This window comes from Rhodococcus sp. SB1D (assembly GCF_048573875.1).
In the GTDB taxonomy this organism is placed as follows: Bacteria; Actinomycetota; Actinomycetes; order Mycobacteriales; family Mycobacteriaceae; genus Rhodococcus_F; species Rhodococcus_F qingshengii.
This window is the reverse complement of record NZ_JBMAIQ010000016.1, coordinates 41,231-61,375: the sequence shown is the minus strand read 5'-3', so window position 1 is coordinate 61,375 and position 20,145 is coordinate 41,231. Positions and strand designations below refer to the sequence as shown.

Below are 20,145 nucleotides of genomic sequence, written 5' to 3'. Positions count from 1 at the left end.
TAACGCAGACGGTTGATCTTGACGCAGACTGAGCAATCGACTCGGCCCGACCGGATCAGCCGTGCTCTGCCACCGCGGTTCCGGCTGCCGGCGACTGACGCTCGAGCCTCGTCCACGCGATCTCCCAGCGCTTGACAGAGACCTCGTCAGCGTCCTCGAGAAGGGCGTCGAGGAGCAGGCGTGGATTTTCGCGCCATGCCAGTTCAGCGGCATGGACTTCCGCAGCCGAGAACAACCCGGAAGCCTCGAGATCACGAATCCATTCGCAGATCTCGCCTCGGTGAATCCGTGCGATGGTCTCGTATCCCAGACCTTCGTCAAGGAAGTCGTACGAAAAAATTGCGGCAAAGTAACTGTTCGACTCACGCTGCCCGAAAATCATGTGCGTTCCTTCCTCGAAGTTGTCCGACGAAGACTCGAAATCGAACCGTTGAGCAGCGACGCCAAAGTTTTTTTGGCGAAGTTGTAACGCTTCTTCTATCCCCGACGATTCAAACGCTAACCCCCCGAGCGGGTCTTTGGGATCACGTCCGAGAAACGATCTGATGACCAACGCAATACCCCTGGGGTTTCCGGCCACTCGCACCCATCATCGACACGCAACCAGCGCGCCGCTGACCTGCAATTTGCCCGTTTCAGGCCCTCCACTTAATCCATCCGAACAGACGACAAAAAACTTTGTGACCGGTCCCACATATTGGGATAGTTACGATCGTGATGCATATGTATCACCCGTTGTGGGCACAAAAGTACGGGCAAATCGGCACGTACAGACCAGTTTTGTTCGTTCTCCATGGCGACGAAGGTCCCTTGAACGGTCGTCCAGTTGTAGTTGCGCTAAGTAACGGATCCCACGTCGGCAACCGATATTGCGGACGGCCTGCCAGGTAGCGTGCTCCAGAGAACGCAGACGCGGCGCGGCGCAACCGGCCGCCCTTTCGAAACGGAGCCCGAAGATGACCGAGACAGTGGCGCACAATCCCGCGGAAACGCGTTTCGAGATCCGAGTCGACGGCGAACTCGCCGGTTTCGCCGAGTACTCGGACCATTCCGGCGTCCGTGATTTCCACCACACGGTGACCTATCCGCAGTTTCGTGGGCGCGGGCTTGCCGCCATCGTGGTGCGTGAAGCGCTCGATCAGACCCGGAACGAGGGATTGAAGATCCTTCCGACGTGCTCGTACGTCGAGAAGTTTGTTGCGGAGAACCCCGTCTACCAGGCATAACCGAACGAGAACGGCCGGCGAAAAACCAGTCGCGAACCTGCAGACCCCGCTGCTAGCGTCGATGGTGCCGTCGTCGAAATCCTGGGCGGCACCATCTCGGGGAAGGAAAGAACGTGGTCGCCTCAGCAGATCGGCGTCCACCTGCGTCCACGGACGTAGCTATCCCCAGCTATCTCCCTCTCGTACTGGTCAATCTCGCGACGCTGTTCTCGGCGATCGGCAACGGTATCGCCATCGTCGTGCTCCCCTGGCTGGTCCTCGAACGAACCGGTAAGGCTACCGACGCGGCGATAGTTGCCGGCGCAGCAGCCATTCCGCTACTCGTGTCGAGCCTGTTTTCGGGGACATTCGTCGACAAGTTCGGACGCCGTCGAACGTCGATGATTTCCGACGCTCTCTCCGCGATGTCCGTTGCAGCGATTCCGATCATCGCGGCCACCGCGGGCTTGACGATCCCGGTGATCGCGGCGTTGGCCGCACTCGGCGCCGTGTTCGACCCCGCCGGAATGGCGGCGAGGGAGTCCATGCTGCCTGCAGCGACTCGGACCGCCAAGTGGAAGCTCGATCGAACCAACAGTGTGTACGAGGCCAACTTCAACGTCGCGTATCTGATCGGCCCTGGCATCGGCGGTGTCCTCATCGCAACGATCGGAGCGGTGAACACGCTCTGGGTCACGGCGGCAGGTTTTGTGTTCTCGATAGTCGTGGTCGCCTTCATCCGGCTTCCCGGCGCCGGAGTGCCCGAACACGAACACCGTCCGAAATCGATCTGGCACGGCACACTCGACGGTCTTCGGTTCGTCTGGAACAACAAACTGCTGCGCACCCTGGCGCTGATCGACATGGCAGTCGTCGCGCTCTACATGCCTGTGGAGAGTGTCGTGTTCCCGGTGTACTTCACAGAGTTGGATCAACCGGCCCAACTCGGATCGGTGTTGATGGCCTTGGCGATCGGCGGCATCATCGGCTCTCTCGCCTACGCCCCACTGGCGCCGATCATGTCCCGGCGGCTGATCATGATTTTTGCCGTCGCCGTTCTCGGCATAGCGATGCTGGCCATGGCGCTCCTACCTCCACTGTGGGTGATCCTCGTACTTGCCGGACTGCAGGGCCTCGTCTACGGACCAGTCGGCCCGATCGCCAACTACGCCATGCAGACGCACAGCCCGGAGCACATGCGTGGACGCGTCGTCGGTGTCATGACGTCGACGGCCTACGCCGCAGGCCCGCTCGGCTACCTCGCGGTCGGCCCGCTGCTCGATCAACTCGGAATCGCGTCGACCTTTGTGGCCCTGTCGATTCCGATCATCCTGATCGCCGCAGTCTGTGCCTCTCTGCCGGTGCTTCGCGAACTGGATCGTCCGCGGCACTCGACCGACGTCAGTTGAACCCCATCACGTCGTTGCCCCAGGCGACGCGCAATCCGTGATCGGGGTCGCTGACGAGGGTGTCGGCGGAGTCGATCAACAGCGTCGACCGCTTCTCTTCCTCGTACGGCGCCCAGTGCTTCGAGCCGTCGAGGGCCGCCGGCACGGCATGCCTGGCGAAGGCCAACCATCGCCGTTGGATACGGCCGGCCACCTCCATCGCGGCCTTCCGACCGCCGAGCCAGAACGTGGGGTCGACGTTCAGGGTTCCGAAATTGCCGAATACATAAGGTAATTCGGTCGCGTGGCCCGCGCCGATCCGCGCCGCCTTGAGCATCGGCGTCGCGTGATCGAAGCGGTAGACCCATGTAGGGGAATGCCTGCAGTGCGCGTCTGCGATCCAGAGGGTCGGCATGCGAAACGCAGCGTCCCGTGACAGTGCCAGCGCGCCACTCGGTTTCGCATGGTCAGGGTAAGCCGACATGATCTCGGCAAGTTTGGTCGCGGAGATGTCGGGGTGATCGTCGGCCAGTAATTGGAGCATTGCCTCGACGGACTGCGCACTCACCGGCATCAGCGGAGACTTCATGAACTTGAAGATCGACGCCTCGTCCTTGTTGGAACCGATGATCAGTGGGATTCGGTGCGCGTAACCCTTCTGGAAAGCCGCAACCGGGTAGTGCGGCACCAGATCGCGATCGACAACGGGTGCCATCGCCAAAGTTCCCGGAATCCGGGTCGGAATTTCGTTGACCAAATCATCGCTTGCCTTGACGAGCAGTTCCAGATCCGTGGTCAGCAGATCGCCTGCGTCTTCGGGGTCGATCGAGAGCAGTTCGAGAAACCGCTCCGCCACGGTCTTGGCGCGCTCGGCCCCGTAGACGGAGGTCGCGGGCGGACTCTGGGCAATCGCACGATGGAACAGACCTTCGGCGCTCGGACAGGTCATGAGCGTCGTGATGGATCCTGCGCCGGAGGACTCCCCGAACACGGTCACCGCACTCGGGTCACCACCGAAGGCGTCGATGTTGTCTCGAATCCATTCGAGCGCCGCAATCTGGTCTCGCAGACCACAGTTCGACTCGAAAACGGTATCCGCGGTGGAAAATGCAGACAAGTCCAGGAACCCGAGTGCGCCGACGCGATAGTTGAAGGAGACGAGAACGACGTCACCGGTTTCAGCCAGATGACGGCCGTCGTAGATCGTTTGGGCGGCGGACCCGAGGCAGTAGGCGCCGCCGTGAATCCACACCATCACCGGTCGCGGCGTGGCGTCGGGTCGCGGGGCCCAGACGTTGATCGACAGGCAGTCCTCGTCGATTTTGAAGGCCCGATCGATCGGAACCGCCGGACTCTGGCCTTGCGGCGCGATCGGCCCGAACTCACGACAGTCGCGCACCCCGTCCCACGGCTGTGCGGGTTGTGGCGCTCGGAACCTCCGCTCACCCACCGGCGCCGCTGCGTAGGGCATGCCCTTCCACGCGAATACACCGCCATCCGGATACCCGCGGGCTTCTCCGCCTCGCGCCCGGATCACCAGAGTTCCGTCCTCGCCGAGATTTGGTCGAACGTCGGTCTCCATGTCTGAATCCCCTCCCGACCCGCGCGTGTGGCAATCAAGACCAAACCTACCAATCTCGGACGGGTGTGCGCCGAGTACGCAACCCCTCGGTGTTAAGGTCGCCTAGTTCTGACACGGGGTGCTCCGCATGGGCGGGGCTGAGAACACACCCGGGAACCTGATCAGGTAATGCTGACGAAGGGATGTCATGGCTACTACGCAGCCTGCATACAATTCTGCCGAAAACTCGGTGGCCACAGCGCCGTCGACGGATCGGTTCACAGATCGACTCTGGGCCGAGACGAAGGCCCTCCGCGAGTCGATCGACTCACTGGAGTTCCTCCGCCGCCTCGGCGACGGAACATTGCCTCTCGACGCGTTCCGCACGTACATCGAGCAGGACAAGCTTTATCTCGAGGGGTATTCGAAAGCGTTGTCCCTGGTCGCGGCCCATGCCCCGGATCCGCAGTCCGCGGGCTTCTGGTCGAATTCCGCGTCCACGGCAGCGACAGTGGAATCTGCGCTTCACGACGGACTTCTCACCGGTGGAATTCTTCCAGCGGGATCGGGAAGGCTCGAGCATTCGCAGGCCTGCCTGGGATACGTCTCGTATCTGACGGCGACTGCAGCAACTGCGCCTTACCCGGTCTCCGCAGCGGCAGTACTCCCCTGCTTCTGGATCTACGCCGAGGTCGGCCGCGATCTTGCCGCTTCAGCGCGCGAGGTACTCGACGCCGATCCGTCGCATCCGTACGCACAGTGGGTCACGACCTACGACGCACCCGAATTCCACGAGTCGGTGGCGCAGGCCCGCGTACTGGTCGATGCTGCGGCCGAAGCTGCCACCGAGACAGAGCGTGAGGCGATGAGTGAAGCATTCCGCATCGCCAGCCGCTATGAGCTGATGTTCTGGGATTCCGCACTCCACCAGCAGCCTTGGCCGGCGTCGTGATGTCGTTTGCGGCGCTGCGCCGCACGCTTGCCACGTCTGCCGCGATCGCAGCCGCGTTCACAGTTCTGACCGGATGCGCCTCTGACACCGGCTCTTCCGACGGGACCATTCGGTTCGCACTCGACTGGACACCGAACACGAACCACACCGGTTTGTACGTAGCACTCCAAGAGGGCTACTTCGAGGACGCCGGCCTGGACGTCTCGATCCTGCCGTACAACAACACCTCGCCCGACACCCTGGTCGATGCCGGCAATGCGGAGTTCGGCATCAGCACACAGAGTCAGGCCACGTTCGCCCGTGCAGCCGGCGCCGCTACGACGTCCGTCATCGCGCCACTTCAGCACCGCGCCACCGGCATCGGCGTGAAGGCGGATCGTGCGGACATCACGCGCCCACGTGATCTCGACGGGAAGACGTACGCCGGGTTCGGTGATCCCGGCGAAGTCGAAACGCTGCAGCAGATCATCCGCAACGACGGCGGGACCGGGAACTTCACGACGGTCACGCTCGGAACTTCCGCGTACGAAGCCGTGTACTCGGGCCAGGCAGACTTCACCGTCTCCTACTTTGCGTGGGAAGGCCTCGAAGCGGAGCGAAACGGAACTCCGATGCGGTACTTCCAGTACACCGATTACGGCTTCCCCGATGCATATTCGATCGTGATCAACGGCAACCAGCAGTGGTTGAAGGACCATCCCGACGAGGCACGCAAGTTCGTCAAAGCCGTTCAACGCGGATATCAGACTGCTGCCGACAACCCGGACCAGGCCGCGCAGGATCTCATCGACGCGAACCCCGGAGCATTCACCGACGAAGACCTCGTGCGTGAGAGTCAGCGGATGCTCGCCGCCGACTACATGAAAGACGCCAACGGCGTTGTGGGCGCCCAGAATCTCGAAACCTGGTCGGGCTACTCGGGATTCCTCTTCGAGAACGGATTGCTCGCCGGACCCGACGGGAAGCCGTTGACCCAGAAGCCGGACTGGTCGGAGTACTTCACCAATGAGTATCTCGACGCGTCCTGACGTGAGCGGACGGTTGGTCTCGACCATGCGGCGGGCGCTTCCCGCGCTCGCCGTGGTGGTGCTCCTCGTGGCGGCGTGGCAGATCTACGTCGAGATCAGTGGGATTCGGCCGCAAGTACTTCCGTCTCCGGGGCGCGTTCTGTCCCAGGGGTGGGACAACCGCGAGATCATCTCCGGCCACGCCTGGTCGACATTGCAGGTCACGTTGGTCGGCTTCACTGTTTCATTGGTGTTGGCCTGGATTCTTGCCGTGGTCGTGGACTTTTCGCCGTGGTTGTCACGCGCGCTGGTACCACTTTTCGTCGTCTCGCAGACGCTGCCGATCATCGCCATCGCGCCGCTGATGATCATCTGGTTCGGCTTCGGGTTGTTGCCGAAGGTGTTGGTGATCGCCCTTGCGACGTTCTTCCCCATGACCATCGGACTCATCGAGGGATTTGCCGCGGCCGACCGGGAAGCGGGCGCTCTCCTGCGCAGTATGGGCAGCACTCGCTGGCAGGAGTTCCGATACGTTCGCCTTCCTTCGGCAATCCCGCGATTCTTCACTGCCCTGCGCATCGGCATCACGTATGCGGTCGTGGGTGCGGTGTTCTCCGAATACGTCGGCGCTACTTCCGGTTTGGGTATCTACATGAGCACCCAGAAGAACTCCTTCCGCACCGACCTGGTGTTGGCGGCCGTACTGGTGACCGCGTTGATCAGTGTCACGCTGTACTTGCTGACGTTCGCCATCGAGCGCATCGTTGCACCATGGGCGATGAACGAGAGGTCGCGGACATGACTGACCCGATGGTCGAGGATGCAATGGTCGAAATCCAGGACCTGACCAAGAGGTTCGACACGGCCGGAGAATCGCGTCTCGTGCTCGATTCGGTGTCCTTTGGCGCCGACGCGGGCGAATTCGTGTCGGTGATCGGGCCGAGCGGCTGCGGCAAGAGCACGATCTTCAACGTCCTGGCCGGGCTCGAATCCCCGACCGCGGGTTCGGTCCGTGTGGGCACGCGCGCAACGGAATCCGAACCAGCCGCCGAGGTGCACACCGCGTACATGCCGCAGAAGGATCTTCTGTTCCCTTGGCGCTCGGTACTGGACAACACGGCCCTCGGTTTGGAAGTGCAGGGAGTCGGCAAGAAGGAAGCACGCGAGCGCGCTCGCGAGTTGTTCCCGGCGTTCGGACTGTCCGGATTCGAGGACGCCCGGCCGTCACAGCTGTCCGGCGGCATGCGCCAGCGAGCGGCGATGCTGCGCACCGTTGTTCAGGGCAAACCTGTCCTGCTGCTCGACGAGCCGTTCGGCGCACTGGACTCGTTGACCCGCACCGAGATGCAGGCCTGGCTGCAAGACGTGTGGCAGCAGTACCGGTGGACCGTGCTGATGATCACCCACGATATTCGTGAAGCGATCTATCTGTCCGATCGCGTGGTCGTTCTGTCGGCGAGGCCGGCAACGGTCAGGTGCGTCGTCGACGTTCCCTTGCCGAGGCCACGCGAACTGGACATGATCACCTCGCCCGAGTTCGCCGACGTCGAGCGTGAACTGCTTACCGTTCTCCACGACGAGACGCGCAAGTCGCTACACCCCTAGCGGTTACTGACAATGCGCTGAGAGCGCGCCGATTTCACCTGCCGTTCAAGAGAAAGTGCATCGCAACGGTGCAACTTCGCGTAGGATGTCGCGGCGCTTTCGCCCAAAACGCCTTAATATCAGCAAGATCCGAACGCTCGACACGCAATCCGTCAACGCTGCACAATTCTCTGTACTCTTCGGTAACGTACACTCGGTCGCCTACGAGACCAACGGCCAGAAGGTAACTGGACGGTAAAGCGGAATCGTGGAGGCACAGTCATCGCAACAGATTTGGAAAGGGACAGCGTGAGCACACTGCAGTCAGGTCAGAGCCTCGGAGTCGGCCAGGAACTCAAGTCCGACAACGGCGCATACACCCTCACCTTGCAGGACGACGGCAACCTGGTTCTGTCCGAGGGCGGACAGGCTGTTTGGGCCGCAGGCACCAACGGATCCGGCGCCAACCGCGCCGAGGTGCAGGCTGACGGAAACTTCGTCATCTACAAGGACTCCGACGCCGTGTGGGCATCGCAGACCGCAGGCAACGACGGTGCCTCCCTCTCGGTTCAGGACGATCGCAACGTCGTTCTGTCCGCCGGCGGAAATGCTCTGTGGTCTTCGGACACTGCAATCGCAGCGCCGGCCGCCGAGGCTGCCCCGGAGCCCGCTCCGGCACCCGAGCCCGAGCCTGCCCCCGCCGCTCCGGCAGCGCAGAGCTACACCGTCGAAAGCGGCGACACCCTGTGGGCGATCGCAGAGCGTTTCTACGGTGACGGCAACCAGTACCAGCGCATCGCGGATGCAAACGGCATCCCGAACCCGGATCTCATCAACGCCGGTCAGGTACTGACGATCCCCGCCTGATTCACTGCTTGACCTGGCCCTGGGTGCCGACGTCCGCGTCGGCACCCAGGGCCTTTTGTGTTCTACGCCACACAGATTCGCGTCCCGCCCAGCAGACCCTGATACTCCATTGCGGCATCTTTTCGCCTACAGTACTTCCGTACTGCTCCCGAAGGACAGGTGTGCATGAAAGACAGAACAGTCATGATCGGCGCTGTCGCAGTGGCCGCTCTTTCTCTGACATCAGGCCTCGTTTTCGGCGGAGCAGCCGGCGCATTCGGTGCCGGCGGCCCTGTGGTGAAGCCTCCCACTCTGGTCTCGTCGGTTTCCGTGGAGTCCGTCGCCGGGATCGAACCGGCCGCGTTCTACAGCTCGGTTGCAGTCCCCACGGTTGTCATCCCGCCGACGCCGACCTGGCGAATCGCCGACGAGACGACTGCTCCTCGTAATCAGCCGCTTGTGGTGACCGCGACAAGCACGAGCTCCGCCACCTCGACTACGACGGCCACCAGTACGACAACACCCGTCTCATCCACCACAACTGCGTCGGCTACCGCGACCTCGTCACCGACCGCGACGGCCGCAACCACCAAGACCAGCACCACCCCCGTTGTCACGACCGGGTCCACGCCGCCCGTCGTCGAGGTCTCGCCCGTTCTCGCCGGATAACCCTCGCTCTTTCGCCCGCACACCGCCTGGCGTGACGGCGGTTACAGGCACACTTCAGTCGCCGCTCTCGAATAACCGATCTACCTGCGACTACCTTCCTCGTCGTCACTGTTCGTGGTCCGCTGCAATCCGGTCGACCGGAAAAGGACAGCAGCATTGTCGGAGCCTCGCGATACCGTATAGGTCTGAGCTTTTGAGGAAGGAGGTGGCTGATGAGCGCAATGGGCTTCGATCTCGATGTCAGTGTCGACCGGGCGTGGGCAGAATTTCAACGTCGCCTCGGCGATCACATTTCCATCATGGTCGACGGCGACGTTCTTGCCGTGGAATCGTCCACCGGCGACTTCGATCCAGCTGACGGCGCAGCGCCATGCGTTCAGTTCCTCGTGTGGGACGAGAACACAGTCCGCTGCGAGGTTCCTTCCAACGACTTCCTTCATCCGCGCTATCGACTCGAAGATGCCGACGAACAAAAGTTGATCGCACTCGGCTGGAATCCGCCTTCCGAGAATCTGGAGGATCCGAACAACTCCCCCGCCTTCTGCGTCGACAAGGCGCAGAACTGGGCCGATCAGCTCGCAGCGATGACTGTCGCTGCATTCCGTGATGTGTTCGGTGTGCAGCACCCGGCTTTTCTATCCAGCGATCTCACCGGCAACGAGCAGACTCCGGATTTCGATCCGTCGGTCGTCGAGTCGACAGAACTTCCGACCCTCGACCCCACCGCGGCCTACATGCCCAACGACATCGACCATCTCAAGGAGTTGGTCACTCTCGCTTTGCTTCCCATGCTCGGCACTCTTCCCGAGCGAGACAGCGACGGCGACATACCCATTCGTGTCGGTTCGACTGTCATGTTCGTCGGTCCACTTTCCGAGTCCATGGACGTGCAGTTGTTCTCGCCGCTCGTTCAGGACATCAGCAACCGCACCCGTGCAGCCGAGGTCATCGCCGATCTCAACCGCAAGTGGTCGCGCATCAAGTTCGTCTTGATCGACGACCGTCTGTCGGTGTTCCTCGAGGTGGCGGGTTCGCCATTCGTTCCCAAGCAACTCACCGATACGTGCGCCGCCCTGACGTCGTTCCTGCGTACCGTGGACGACGAGTTCGCCGCACGCGTCGGCGGAGACCTCTTCTTCGCGAACAAGAGCGGTGACTCCTCCTCGCTGCAGCCCGATCTGACGGCCGAGGACCTGCCTCCCGAACTCGAGACCCTGCTGCACCTCGATCTGGACGTGGCCGAGGATCTCGACGCGGTAGCCGATGTCTGTGGTCGTGATCGCGATCTGATTCTTCAGCTCCTCCACATCAGCAACGAATGGCAGATTCAGCTGCGTAGTCAGGCTGTGGACGCCCACAGTCGCGGAGACGCCGAAGAGGCTGCGGGATACGAGGATCAGATCGGCGGGTGGGAACTCATGGTCGACCGTCTGCGCGGGGCTTTGCGACTGGTGGTCCTGCCCAATTCTCGAACCGAGACGCCGGCAAAGCCGCAACCTGAGCAGATGGGCTTGTTTGCCGATCCCTTGCAACAGAGCCTCTTCGACGATCCGTCCTGATAACACGGATCGGCTTTCCCGCTATTCGAAGTGGGATTTGAAGATCTGTCCGTGGACGCCCACGGTTCGATCGACTACCTGCGAGACCGTGAAATCGGCTGCGGCAGAAAGATACGCGTAGGCCGTCGCTCGATCCATACCGCGATCATGCTCGAGGAAGTCGAGTGCGTTGACCACCGCGCGCCGCATGGCGCCGTTGAGGTCACTGTTCTGCCCATCGACCGAACCGTTGGGGTCGGACAGGCCGATCGGAATCCAGGCCTCCTCGGTCTCGGCGAACGGGTATCCGAAAGCCACCGATGGAGCGTCACCGGAATCCTTCTTGCACACGCTGAGTCGGAACGTGCCGCGCAGCGATCCTTCCATCGCCGTCAGCGCCGCCTCACCGTCACCCATGGCCATGTGGGGGTCACCGACGTAGAAGAGGGCGCCTTCAGCGAATACCGGCAAATAGAAGGTTGATCCGACACCGAGATGCCTGATGTCGATGTTTCCGCCGCCCAGGGTCGGAGGAATGGAGTTCGACGACGGGGATGTCGGGTCTGCATCCGCAGAATAGGCAACTCCCATCATTCCCATGAAGGGCCGCAGGGGAAACCGCACCTTCGACTGTCCGAAAGGCATCACGCCCTTGCCGTCTTCGATCGCCGTGAAAGTGGAAACACCGCCGTACTTCAACGGGTCCTTTGTTGCGCGCCCGTCTGTGGCGACCGGCGGCATGACTTCGTCCAGAGTGATTCCCGCTGGAGCGGTTCCGTCTGCTGTGACGGCGAGAGCGCCCTTGCCGTGTCTGCTCGACACAACGCCGTACGGCACGCGGGGAATGGCTTCGAGAGTCTCGATCTTGAGTACGTCTCCAGGCTGGGCGCCTTCGACGAAGACCGGGCCGGTGACGACGTGCGGTCCGTCCTTGTCGAAGTTTCGTTCGGTTCGGTTGTATTCGGCCGCAACGGCAATCGCATCCTCGAGCACGTCCTTCTCGGAAACGCCTTTGCTACCGAAGTATTCGAGAGGATTGCGCCCTTGATCCTCGAGAATTCCCTCGTGCGAGAGGGCGTCGATCGTGACGGTCTGGCCCGACTTCATCCGCATCACCTCGCGGGTGTGGATGTTGGGCACATAACCCCACATGACGTCCGACGGATCCGAACTCAGATAGTGATCGCCACTGACGTTTCCGCTGCCCGGTTGCAGAATCGGAATGCCATCGGCGAACGGTAGTGCAGAGGAGGACGATCCAGCCGGTGACGCGTTCGAGTGCGCGCATCCCGAAGCCACACCGGCAACTCCTACGCCCGCACCGAGGGCAGCGACTGCCCTCATGAATCCGCGTCGGCCAAGACCTTTCGTCAGGTCTTCGGCTGCGTTGCGGGCAAGAGTGTATTCCATCGAGTTTCCTCCGGAGTGCGTGACGATGTGCGACTGCGAAGAAAGCTAGACCCGATTTGTTACTCGTTCATTACCATTTCATGGCAAGGAAATACCGCTGACTGAGAATGAATTCAGCGACGGCGAAGCCGCCACAGCGACGTCGTCTCTCGTGCCCGGGCAGCGTGAAGCGCATCGGTTCGGTCACTGACCTTTGCGTGCGTCGGTTTGACGTCCATGCGATCGACAACAGTGAGCCCACCGGCCGCAATCAGATCGTGCAGTTCGGATCGCGTTCGGAGACCGAGGTGTTCGGCAATGTCCGAGAGGATCAGCCACGCTTCTCCCCCGTCGTCCAGATGCGCTGCGACACCAGTCAGGAAGCCCTTCAGCATCGTTCCAGCGGGGTCGTAGACGGCGTATTCGATGGGCGAGGTGGCCTTGGCCGGAATCCAGGGAGGATTGCAGACCACCAACGGAGCGGTGCCTTCGGGAAAGAGGTCTGCTTCCACCACGTTCACCTGATCGCCGTAGCCAAGCCGCGAGAGGTTGCTACGAGCGCATTGCAGTGCCCGGGGGTCCTGGTCGGTGGCCGTCACTGTCTTGACGCCACGCCGCGCCAGGACGGCAGCAAGAACGCCGGTACCTGTTCCGATATCGAAAGCAGATTCCGTCGAAGGTAGCGAAGCAGACGCGACAAGATCGACATACTCCCCGCGGACGGGTGAGAACACTCCGAAAGCGGGATGCACTCGTGCGTCGAGAGCCTCGATGAAAACACCTTTGCGGTGCCACTCGTGAGCGCCGATCCCGCCGAGGATGTCACGCAACGAGCGAACCGAAGGCTCACCGGTAATCCCGAAAGCTTCGGTCAACGCTACTTGCGCGTCCGGGGCTCGCCGGAGTGGAATCGACAGATCTGCATCCAAGGGAATGAGCAGCATGCCGAGGATCTGCGCGCGGCGTCCTTGGGTCTGCCGGTGGAGATGGAAGGCTTTGGCGGGATCGTCGGAGGCTCGGCGCGGCTTGCGGTCGATGCGCGACGCGACGGCCTTCGACAGTTGGCGAGCGTTCTGAAAATCTCCGCGCCACAACAACGCCGTGCCTTCGCATGCCAAGCGATAGGCGTCGTCGGCCTTCATCGTGTCGTCGGCGACGACGATGCGCTTGGGCGCCGGGGCGTTGCTCGTCGAACCCCAACGGGCCGATTGCTCGGCGTCGTTCTCGGTCCACACAGCGAATTGTTCAGTCATGTAAGCCCTTCCGGCGTCCGACGCATAGCGGCCGGTCTACCGGCTGATGTGGTCCAGATCTGCAAAATCTGCTCGTCTGGTGTCCACACTAGTCGGGACCGGCCGCGCTACATGACTGCGAGAGGGATGTCAGCCCTTGGCGACGCGAGCTGCCTCGGCGATCCGAGCCTCGGCGACCGCGTCAGCAGCCTCGCCGGCGAGGATTCCGTCCTTCTTCGACTTCGCGAAGATCTCGGTGACCGTGTCGAAGATCTTCTCGACCTTGAGCTTGACCTCTTCGGCCGAGTTGCCCTTCAGCTCGCCGGCAACTTGGATGAGGCCGCCGCCGTTGGCCACGTAGTCAGGGGTCCAGGTGATGCCGCGGTCGCGGAGAATGTTCTCGACCTCGGGCACGGTGAGCTGGTTGTTGGCAGCGCCGCAGACAACCTCGGCCTTGATCGAGCGTGCGGTCGTGTCGGTGAGGGTTGCGCCCATCGCGCACGGTGCGTAGACGTCCAGATCGGCATCGATGATGCTGTCGACTATGCTCACCTGCGGGAAGTCCGCCTTGACGCGATCGAGCGCTGCGGCGTTGACGTCGGTCGCCAACACGGTTGCGCCGTCTGCGAGGAGAAGCTTGATCAGCTCGTAGCCGACCTTGCCTGTGCCCTCGACACCAACAGTCTTGCCTGCGAGCGACGGAGTGCCCCAATGCGACTGTGCCGCGGCGCGCATCGACTGGAATACGCCGAGGGCCGTCATCGGAGCGCTGTCGCCGGAACCGCCGACCGTAGCGTTGCGGCCGACGACGTAGTCGGTGTTACGACCGATGATGTCGAGATCGTTGGAGTTGGTTCCGACATCACCAGCGGTGATGTAGCGACCGCCGAGGGTCTGGACGAATTTTGCGTAGGCGCCGAGCAATTCGTCGGTCTTGGCCGTTGCGGGGTCGCCGATGATGACAGCCTTGCCGCCGCCGAGGTCGACGCCGGCAACCGCAGCCTTGTAGGTCATGCCGCGCGAGAGGCGCAAAACGTCTGTGACTGCGGCGGATTCGTCGGAGTACGGGTAGAAGCGCGTTCCGCCGAGCGCGGGACCGAGCGTCGTGGAGTGGATGGCGACGATGGCCTTGAGGCCGCTCGCGGGATCCTGGAAGAAGCTCACCTGCTCGTGGGGGTAATCGCGCAGGTAGTCGGCGCGATCGAACACGCCCGCAGTGTCGTCATGGGAAACAACGGAGTTCACGGGCTCGGCGGTGAGAGTCATTGTGGGATAGACCTTTCCGAAGGATTAACGGGGCGCAGTCGAAATATTGGGACGAATTGGCCATTGGGTACTATTGGGGACAAATAACCCAAAGAGAATCCCGCTGAGCAATTCGTGGAACCAATGCTCTGCCTGAGTTACGATTTGGTCAATGCAAATCTCTTGAACTAGTCAATTCGATCATCCAGTGACTCATATCACTGAGGAGAGGTTCACAAAGTGCTCAGCATCGACAAGCTCGACGTCCAGTTGCTCGGTCTGCTCAGCAAGGACTCGAGGATGAGTGTGGCCGAGTTGGCCAACTCGTTGGGCGTCGCCCGCAACACCGTCCAGTCGCGAATGAAGCGCATGGAATCCAACGGACTTCTCACCGGATTTCGGCCGAATCTCAATCTCCCCGAGGTCGGTATCCCGATTCAGGCATTTGTCGGTCTGGAACTCGAGCAGGGCAAGATCAGTGCAGTCGCTCGGAGTCTGACCGAGTTGCCCGAGGTGATCGAAATTCACGCCACGACCGGTCGCGAGGATTTGCTCGTTCGCGTCGCCACCTCGACGCACGCGGCCCTGCAGAAGTTGGCCGAGCAGATCGTGTCACTTCCAGGCGTCACGCATTCGACCACGACCATCGCTCTGACCAATCCCCTTCCGTATCGAATTCAGCCTCTCCTCGAGCACCTCACCAATGACGCCGGCTGGGGTCGTTCGACCGCCTTCCCCCGTCAGCAGGACTAGGACGGGTGGTCGCGTCGATGCTTCCCAGTGCGCTAGTTTCATGGTTATGAGTGAGATCCAGGGACAGCGCATCGCGTTCATTCAGGCGACGTGGCATCGCAACATCGTCGACCGTGCACGCGACGGATTCACCGACGCGATAGTCGAGTTCGGCTACCCCAAGGACACGGTTGATTTCTTCGAGGTACCGGGAGCTTTCGAGATCCCCCTGCACGCCCGGCGGTTGGCCAAGACCGGCCGCTACCAGGCGATCGTTGCCGCAGGTCTGGTCGTCGACGGAGGTATCTACCGGCATGACTTCGTGGCAACGGCTGTCATCGACGGTCTGATGCGCGTGCAGCTCGACACCGACGTTCCGGTCTTCTCGGTGGTCTTGACGCCGCATCACTTCCACGAGCACGCCGAGCACGTCGACTACTTCAGCACGCATTTCGTGAAGAAGGGCGCCGAGGCTGCGCGCGCGGTCGACGCCACCGTCAAGTCGTTGAAGGCCCTGCCCACCAACTAGTCGTTACCCAAGTCTCGCTGAGTCGAATGCCATCGGCTCAGCGAGATTTTTTGTGTCTATCGAGGGGTCTCGACGCTTGCCAGTGCGGAGGCATTCGAGTCGTCGACTTCGCCGTAGCGGTCGACGCATTGCTGGAAGAAGTCCCGCATCTCGGTGATCACCTGGATGTGGCTGCTCAACGACTTCTCCAACGAATCCTCACCGCCTACCGCCTTCTTGGAGAATTTCGCGGCGAGGTTGATTCCAGACTGGAGTGTCCCCATACCTGAGACATTCTCAATCCCCAACAGATTCCTATGCGCCTCGTTTAGTACGCCGAGAAACTCAGCACACGCCAACACGACATCCCGCGCAACGTCTGGAGCAAGGTCCAACTGAGAACCCGCCGTCACATTGTTCCAACCTGATCTAGTCACAGAGACCTCACTTTGGTAGGACATGTTCAATATCGACCGATACTCGCTGCGCTACAACACAACTGGGCTCTTCCTGAGCTTCAGACAGCATTCTTTCGATATTGACCCAGATTGAGCCTTGCTCGACTGGGAACGCAATATAACAACCATTACCGTCCACATCGTCAACGCGTTGGAATTGGATACCGTGCCGTGAACCGGCGCGCAGTTCCTCGACACCTCGGTAGTCAGCATTCCGTCGCACATCGTCGACGGCGCGCGCTGTTGAATACACGGTTAAGAAGTACCAGGACCCGCTCCACCCACAGATCTTCCATCCTGGCTGCTCAACGCCCGCGATATCAACTTCCTCGGTAGCCGGATCAAGCCCCACTTCTTCCAACACCGAGTCCGGGATGTCCTTGCACGGATCGAACAGACCCTCTTGGCCGGATGCAGGCTCAGCCGCCCCCTCCACGACTGAGCTGCATCCTGCCGCAGCCCACACCAACACCCCAGCCATGAGCAGTCGCCCAACCCCCACCGACCCCCGCATGACACCCCCTGTTGATGTGGACCCACTGTATTGGATGCACCGGAGGCTCGATCGGTTCCCGCAATCTTGAAATTCCCAGTTCAGGTTCGCCGGTTCACTCAGAGCGCATCGTCAGCGATTGACGCTCAGCTCAGCAGTCGCATACTGGAGAGGTTGACTACAACTTCGGGAAGGCACCGAGTGAGCGCACCGAAAGCCCCGGCCAAACCAGCGATCCTCAGCGTCGACGACGATCCTGGTGTTTCGCGTGCCGTCGTTCGAGACCTTCGCAAACGGTACGGCGAGAAGTACCGAATCATTCGTGCGGAGTCCGGCGACCAGGCTCTCGAGACCTTGCGCGAAATGAAACTTCGCGGCGATGCAGTCGCTGTGATCGTCGCCGATTACCGCATGCCCGGTTTGAGTGGAATCGAGTTCCTCGAACAGGCAATGGACCTGTATCCCGTAGCTCGTCGCGTTCTCCTCACCGCGTACGCCGACACCGATGCTGCGATCGACGCCATCAACGTCGTCGACCTCGACCACTACCTCCTCAAGCCTTGGGATCCGCCGGAAGAGAAGCTGTACCCCGTCATCGATGCGCTGCTCGATGCCTGGGCAAGTTCGAGTCATCACCCCGCCGAGGAAACCAAGGTGATCGGCCATCGTTGGTCCGAGCGATCATCCGACGTCCGAGAGTTCTTGGCACGCAACCAACTTGCCTATCGCTGGTACATGTCGGACGAACCCGAAGGACAACGGCTGCTCTCCGCTGCCGGTACCGACGAACTGCGGCTTCCCGTCGTCATCGCATCCAATGGGGATGTCCTCGTCGAGCCCACTGACGCCGAACTTGCCGACAAACTCGGGTTGAGTACTACTCTCTCCGAAGACTTTTACGATCTCGTTGTCATCGGCGGCGGCCCTGCGGGTCTGGGAGCTGCCCTGTACGGCGCTTCGGAGGGACTTCGGACGGTCCTCATCGAACGGCGAGCGACCGGCGGTCAGGCCGGCCAGAGTTCACGAATCGAGAACTACCTCGGCTTCCCCGACGGAGTGTCCGGCGCACAGTTGGCCGATCGGGCGAGGCGCCAGGCGACCAAGTTCGGCGCCGAGGTCATTACCGCTCGCGACGTCACCGGTTTGGAAATCAACGGCTCGGCCCGCACAGTACGTTTCGACGACGGTTCGTCGGTCGACGCCCATTCGGTCATCTTGGCGACCGGTGTTTCCTATCGCCAACTGTCGGCGCCGGGGCTCGATACCTACACCGGCCGAGGGGTTTACTACGGATCGGCCGTCACCGAAGCTGCACGGTGCAGCGAGCAGGATGTGTACATAGTCGGCGGCGCCAATTCGGCAGGGCAAGCTGCGGTCTATCTCTCCCGCGGAGCTAGGTCCGTCACCATTCTCATTCGCGGCAACTCGCTCGAAGCCTCGATGTCCTACTACCTGATTCAGCAGATCGAAAAGAATCCGAAGATCACCGTGCGCACGTGCACGGAGGTAGTCGGCGCTGAGGGTGACGATCACCTCGAACGAATCACACTGCGTAACAGAGCCACCGGAGAAGAAGACACTGTCAATGCTCAGTGGTTGTTCATCTTCATCGGTGCCGCTCCCCTGACCGACTGGCTCGGAGACGTGGTGGTCCGCGACGGAAATGGCTTCGTTCTTGCCGGCCCGGACCTTCCGTCCGAAGGCGTCACCCCGGACGGGTGGCCGCTCGACCGCGCACCACATCATCTCGAAACCAGTGTCCCCGGAGTGTTTGTCGCCGGGGACGTACACGCCGAATCGGCCAAGCGCGTCGCGTCGGCCGTCGGAGAGGGCGCGATGGCCGTGATGTTCGTCCACCGCTATCTCGCTCAACAATAGGGAGATTCGATGTCCATTCCTGAATGCAGCCCAGACTTGCTTCGCACCCTGTTCCTGTTCGAGAAGCTCACCGACGATCAGCTCGAATCACTCTGCCAGGCAGGCCATATCACCGAGATCGATCGAGGTCAGGTCTACCTCGAAGGTGAGCCTGCCACCTGCTTCTACGTCCTCATCGAGGGCGAGGTGGTGCTGTCCAAGCTGTCGGGCGGCGAAGACATCGAGATCAACAGGACCACCCAGCGCGGCGTCTACTCGGGAGGCTGGACGGCGTATCTCGGCGATCGTGTACCGCAGGTCTACGCGGGGTCGATGCGAGTGACGACTCCTTCGACGTTTTTCGTCCTGGACGCCGACAAGTTCGGCAACGCGATGCGCGAGTGGTTTCCAATGGCGGTTCATCTACTCGAAGGTGTTTTCTTCGGCAAGAAGAACACTCAGCAGATCATCGATCAGCGAGAGCGACTCCTTGCACTCGGATCACTGTCGGCCGGGTTGACTCACGAGCTCAATAACCCTGCAGCCGCAGCGGTTCGAGCGACAGCCTCTTTGCGCGAGCGTGTTGCAGGCATGCGTCACAAACTGGGGATGGTTGCATCGGGCACCTACGACCGCGATGCCCTCGTCACTCTCATGCGACTTCAAGAGGAAGTTGCAGAGGTTGTCGCCAAGGCGCCGACGCTCACTCCCCTCGAAGCCTCCGATCGGGAGGATTCGTTGGGTGAATGGTTCGAGGATCATTCGATTCGAGAAGGTTGGGACCTGGCTCCGACCTTCGTGCAGGCTGGACTCGACACCGCTTGGCTCGAGAACGTTGCTGCAGCCGTTGACGAGTCCGTACTCGAAGGCGCAATTCGCTGGCTGAATTACACCATCGAATCCGAACTCCTGATGAACGAGATCGCCGACTCCACAACGAGGATCTCGACGCTCGTCGGTGCGGCCAAACAGTATTCACAGATGGATCGCGCTCCCTTCCAGACCATCGATGTCCACGAATTGCTCGACAGCACGTTGATCATGTTGGGGCAAAAGATCGGAAGCGGAATCGAAGTCGTCAAGGAGTACGACCTTGCGTTGCCTCCGATCGACGCCTACGCCGCCGAACTCAATCAGGTGTGGACCAACCTGATCGACAATGCGGTGTCTGCCATGGACGGATCGGGAACACTCACCGTTCGGACAAGCCGCGATGGCGACCGCGTGTGCATCGAGATCTGCGACACCGGCGCCGGGATTCCCGATGACGTCATCGACAGGATCTTCGAACCCTTCTTCACGACTAAGCCTGTCGGTGAGGGAACCGGTCTCGGCCTTGATATTTCATGGCGAATTGTGGTCGGCAAGCATCGTGGTGAGCTGCGGGTCACGTCGGAGCCCGGTAACACCCGGTTCAGAGTTTTGCTGCCCATCGCGGGCCCACCGCGGGATACGCGCGACGACTAGCCACCTTGCACGGC

At 61.4% G+C, this 20,145-nt stretch carries 20 protein-coding genes and 1 riboswitch; of the genes, 13 read left to right on the top strand and 7 right to left on the bottom strand.

Translation table 11 applies throughout. The features are described from left to right. Nucleotides 1-55: 55 nt before the first annotated feature. Nucleotides 56-382 (bottom strand): hypothetical protein, encoded by a 327-nt coding sequence (locus ACN50D_RS27755; protein ID WP_003941297.1) that lies wholly within the window; start codon nt 380-382, stop codon nt 56-58. 574 nt (nt 383-956) lie between these two features. On the opposite strand from ACN50D_RS27755, the gene ACN50D_RS27750 reads away from it, so the two are divergent. Both ACN50D_RS27750 and ACN50D_RS27745 read left to right on the top strand, forming a co-directional pair. Then, nucleotides 957-1,226 carry a GNAT family N-acetyltransferase gene (locus ACN50D_RS27750; protein ID WP_007726096.1) on the top strand — a complete coding sequence of 90 codons (270 nt, stop codon included), beginning with the start codon at nt 957-959 and terminating at the stop codon, nt 1,224-1,226. 161 nt (nt 1,227-1,387) lie between these two features. Then, entirely contained in the window at nt 1,388-2,614 is a 1,227-nt protein-coding gene (locus tag ACN50D_RS27745) for an MFS transporter (RefSeq protein WP_039972654.1), read from the top strand. On the opposite strand, the gene ACN50D_RS27740 is transcribed toward ACN50D_RS27745, so the two are convergent. Continuing rightward, nucleotides 2,607-4,175 (bottom strand): carboxylesterase/lipase family protein, encoded by a 1,569-nt coding sequence (locus tag ACN50D_RS27740; protein WP_003941288.1) that lies wholly within the window; start codon nt 4,173-4,175, stop codon nt 2,607-2,609. The two genes, ACN50D_RS27745 and ACN50D_RS27740, sit on opposite strands and share 8 nt — an antisense overlap. A 104-nt stretch (nt 4,176-4,279) precedes the next feature. Then, a riboswitch (TPP riboswitch) is annotated at nt 4,280-4,375 on the top strand. Here ACN50D_RS27740 and ACN50D_RS27735 point away from each other — a divergent pair. From ACN50D_RS27735 to ACN50D_RS27705, 7 genes are all read left to right on the top strand, one after another. Beyond that, entirely contained in the window at nt 4,363-5,106 is a 744-nt protein-coding gene (locus ACN50D_RS27735) for a TenA family protein (RefSeq protein ID WP_007726090.1), read from the top strand. Its footprint overlaps the riboswitch before it by 13 nt. Continuing rightward, entirely contained in the window at nt 5,106-6,134 is a 1,029-nt protein-coding gene (locus ACN50D_RS27730) for an ABC transporter substrate-binding protein (protein WP_030536827.1), read from the top strand. The genes ACN50D_RS27735 and ACN50D_RS27730 overlap by 1 nt, the downstream gene beginning before the upstream one ends. Beyond that, nucleotides 6,112-6,915 carry an ABC transporter permease gene (locus tag ACN50D_RS27725; protein WP_003941393.1) on the top strand — a complete coding sequence of 268 codons (804 nt, stop codon included), beginning with the start codon at nt 6,112-6,114 and terminating at the stop codon, nt 6,913-6,915. The genes ACN50D_RS27730 and ACN50D_RS27725 overlap by 23 nt, the downstream gene beginning before the upstream one ends. An 8-nt stretch (nt 6,916-6,923) precedes the next feature. Continuing rightward, complete coding sequence (locus ACN50D_RS27720) at nt 6,924-7,718, top strand: ABC transporter ATP-binding protein (RefSeq protein ID WP_212634103.1); 795 nt, start codon at nt 6,924-6,926, stop codon at nt 7,716-7,718. Between the two features lie 288 nt (nt 7,719-8,006). Next, nucleotides 8,007-8,564 (top strand): LysM peptidoglycan-binding domain-containing protein, encoded by a 558-nt coding sequence (locus ACN50D_RS27715; RefSeq protein WP_003941373.1) that lies wholly within the window; start codon nt 8,007-8,009, stop codon nt 8,562-8,564. 165 nt (nt 8,565-8,729) lie between these two features. Continuing rightward, the gene (locus ACN50D_RS27710; RefSeq protein WP_081558103.1) at nt 8,730-9,212 is read left to right on the top strand and encodes a hypothetical protein; all 483 of its coding nucleotides are present in this window, start codon (nt 8,730-8,732) and stop codon (nt 9,210-9,212) included. A 212-nt stretch (nt 9,213-9,424) separates the two neighbouring features. Further along, a complete protein-coding gene (locus tag ACN50D_RS27705; RefSeq protein WP_212634089.1) occupies nt 9,425-10,771 on the top strand; it encodes a T3SS (YopN, CesT) and YbjN peptide-binding chaperone 1 in 1,347 nt (448 codons plus the stop codon). A 21-nt stretch (nt 10,772-10,792) separates the two neighbouring features. Here ACN50D_RS27705 and ACN50D_RS27700 read toward each other — a convergent pair whose 3' ends face one another. The 3 genes from ACN50D_RS27700 to ACN50D_RS27690 form a co-directional block, all read right to left on the bottom strand. Then, a complete protein-coding gene (locus ACN50D_RS27700; protein ID WP_063316897.1) occupies nt 10,793-12,160 on the bottom strand; it encodes an acetamidase/formamidase family protein in 1,368 nt (455 codons plus the stop codon). A gap of 113 nt (nt 12,161-12,273) precedes the next feature. Next, nucleotides 12,274-13,392 (bottom strand): methyltransferase, encoded by a 1,119-nt coding sequence (locus tag ACN50D_RS27695; RefSeq protein ID WP_212634088.1) that lies wholly within the window; start codon nt 13,390-13,392, stop codon nt 12,274-12,276. 129 nt (nt 13,393-13,521) lie between these two features. Next, nucleotides 13,522-14,637 (bottom strand): Glu/Leu/Phe/Val family dehydrogenase, encoded by a 1,116-nt coding sequence (locus ACN50D_RS27690; RefSeq protein WP_030536821.1) that lies wholly within the window; start codon nt 14,635-14,637, stop codon nt 13,522-13,524. A gap of 219 nt (nt 14,638-14,856) precedes the next feature. On the opposite strand from ACN50D_RS27690, the gene ACN50D_RS27685 reads away from it, so the two are divergent. Continuing rightward, nucleotides 14,857-15,369 (top strand): Lrp/AsnC family transcriptional regulator, encoded by a 513-nt coding sequence (locus tag ACN50D_RS27685; RefSeq protein WP_003941343.1) that lies wholly within the window; start codon nt 14,857-14,859, stop codon nt 15,367-15,369. A 46-nt stretch (nt 15,370-15,415) separates the two neighbouring features. Continuing rightward, the gene (locus tag ACN50D_RS27680; RefSeq protein ID WP_158170795.1) at nt 15,416-15,877 is read left to right on the top strand and encodes a 6,7-dimethyl-8-ribityllumazine synthase; all 462 of its coding nucleotides are present in this window, start codon (nt 15,416-15,418) and stop codon (nt 15,875-15,877) included. 56 nt (nt 15,878-15,933) lie between these two features. Here the strand turns inward: ACN50D_RS27680 and ACN50D_RS27675 are convergent, their stop codons facing one another. Further along, complete coding sequence (locus ACN50D_RS27675) at nt 15,934-16,140, bottom strand: hypothetical protein (RefSeq protein WP_230358883.1); 207 nt, start codon at nt 16,138-16,140, stop codon at nt 15,934-15,936. A gap of 160 nt (nt 16,141-16,300) precedes the next feature. Continuing rightward, nucleotides 16,301-16,795, bottom strand: a complete 495-nt coding sequence (locus ACN50D_RS27670) for a DUF3558 domain-containing protein (RefSeq protein WP_074447128.1) — start codon at nt 16,793-16,795, stop codon at nt 16,301-16,303. Between the two features lie 213 nt (nt 16,796-17,008). Between ACN50D_RS27670 and ACN50D_RS27665 the strand changes: the two genes are divergently transcribed. Continuing rightward, complete coding sequence (locus ACN50D_RS27665; protein ID WP_003941369.1) at nt 17,009-18,685, top strand: FAD-dependent oxidoreductase; 1,677 nt, start codon at nt 17,009-17,011, stop codon at nt 18,683-18,685. Between the two features lie 9 nt (nt 18,686-18,694). After that, nucleotides 18,695-20,131, top strand: a complete 1,437-nt coding sequence (locus ACN50D_RS27660) for an ATP-binding protein (protein ID WP_003941311.1) — start codon at nt 18,695-18,697, stop codon at nt 20,129-20,131. Nucleotides 20,132-20,145: the final 14 nt, after the last annotated feature.

Excerpts from the sequence above, each read along its gene's own strand:
- ACN50D_RS27660 (WP_003941311.1), top strand. The coding sequence starts at position 18,695 with ATGTCCATTCCTGAATGCAGCCCAGACTTGCTTCGCACCCTGTTCCTG.
- ACN50D_RS27690 (WP_030536821.1), bottom strand. The coding sequence starts at position 14,637 with ATGACTCTCACCGCCGAGCCCGTGAACTCCGTTGTTTCCCATGACGAC.
- ACN50D_RS27700 (WP_063316897.1), bottom strand. The coding sequence starts at position 12,160 with ATGGAATACACTCTTGCCCGCAACGCAGCCGAAGACCTGACGAAAGGT.
- ACN50D_RS27680 (WP_158170795.1), top strand. The coding sequence starts at position 15,416 with ATGAGTGAGATCCAGGGACAGCGCATCGCGTTCATTCAGGCGACGTGG.
- ACN50D_RS27670 (WP_074447128.1), bottom strand. The coding sequence starts at position 16,795 with ATGGCTGGGGTGTTGGTGTGGGCTGCGGCAGGATGCAGCTCAGTCGTG.
- ACN50D_RS27710 (WP_081558103.1), top strand. The coding sequence starts at position 8,730 with ATGAAAGACAGAACAGTCATGATCGGCGCTGTCGCAGTGGCCGCTCTT.
- ACN50D_RS27740 (WP_003941288.1), bottom strand. The coding sequence starts at position 4,175 with ATGGAGACCGACGTTCGACCAAATCTCGGCGAGGACGGAACTCTGGTG.
- ACN50D_RS27725 (WP_003941393.1), top strand. The coding sequence starts at position 6,112 with ATGAGTATCTCGACGCGTCCTGACGTGAGCGGACGGTTGGTCTCGACC.
- ACN50D_RS27735 (WP_007726090.1), top strand. The coding sequence starts at position 4,363 with ATGGCTACTACGCAGCCTGCATACAATTCTGCCGAAAACTCGGTGGCC.
- ACN50D_RS27720 (WP_212634103.1), top strand. The coding sequence starts at position 6,924 with ATGGTCGAGGATGCAATGGTCGAAATCCAGGACCTGACCAAGAGGTTC.
- ACN50D_RS27675 (WP_230358883.1), bottom strand. The coding sequence starts at position 16,140 with ATGGGGACACTCCAGTCTGGAATCAACCTCGCCGCGAAATTCTCCAAG.
- ACN50D_RS27695 (WP_212634088.1), bottom strand. The coding sequence starts at position 13,392 with ATGACTGAACAATTCGCTGTGTGGACCGAGAACGACGCCGAGCAATCG.
- ACN50D_RS27750 (WP_007726096.1), top strand. The coding sequence starts at position 957 with ATGACCGAGACAGTGGCGCACAATCCCGCGGAAACGCGTTTCGAGATC.
- ACN50D_RS27705 (WP_212634089.1), top strand. The coding sequence starts at position 9,425 with ATGAGCGCAATGGGCTTCGATCTCGATGTCAGTGTCGACCGGGCGTGG.
- ACN50D_RS27755 (WP_003941297.1), bottom strand. The coding sequence starts at position 382 with ATGATTTTCGGGCAGCGTGAGTCGAACAGTTACTTTGCCGCAATTTTT.
- ACN50D_RS27730 (WP_030536827.1), top strand. The coding sequence starts at position 5,106 with ATGTCGTTTGCGGCGCTGCGCCGCACGCTTGCCACGTCTGCCGCGATC.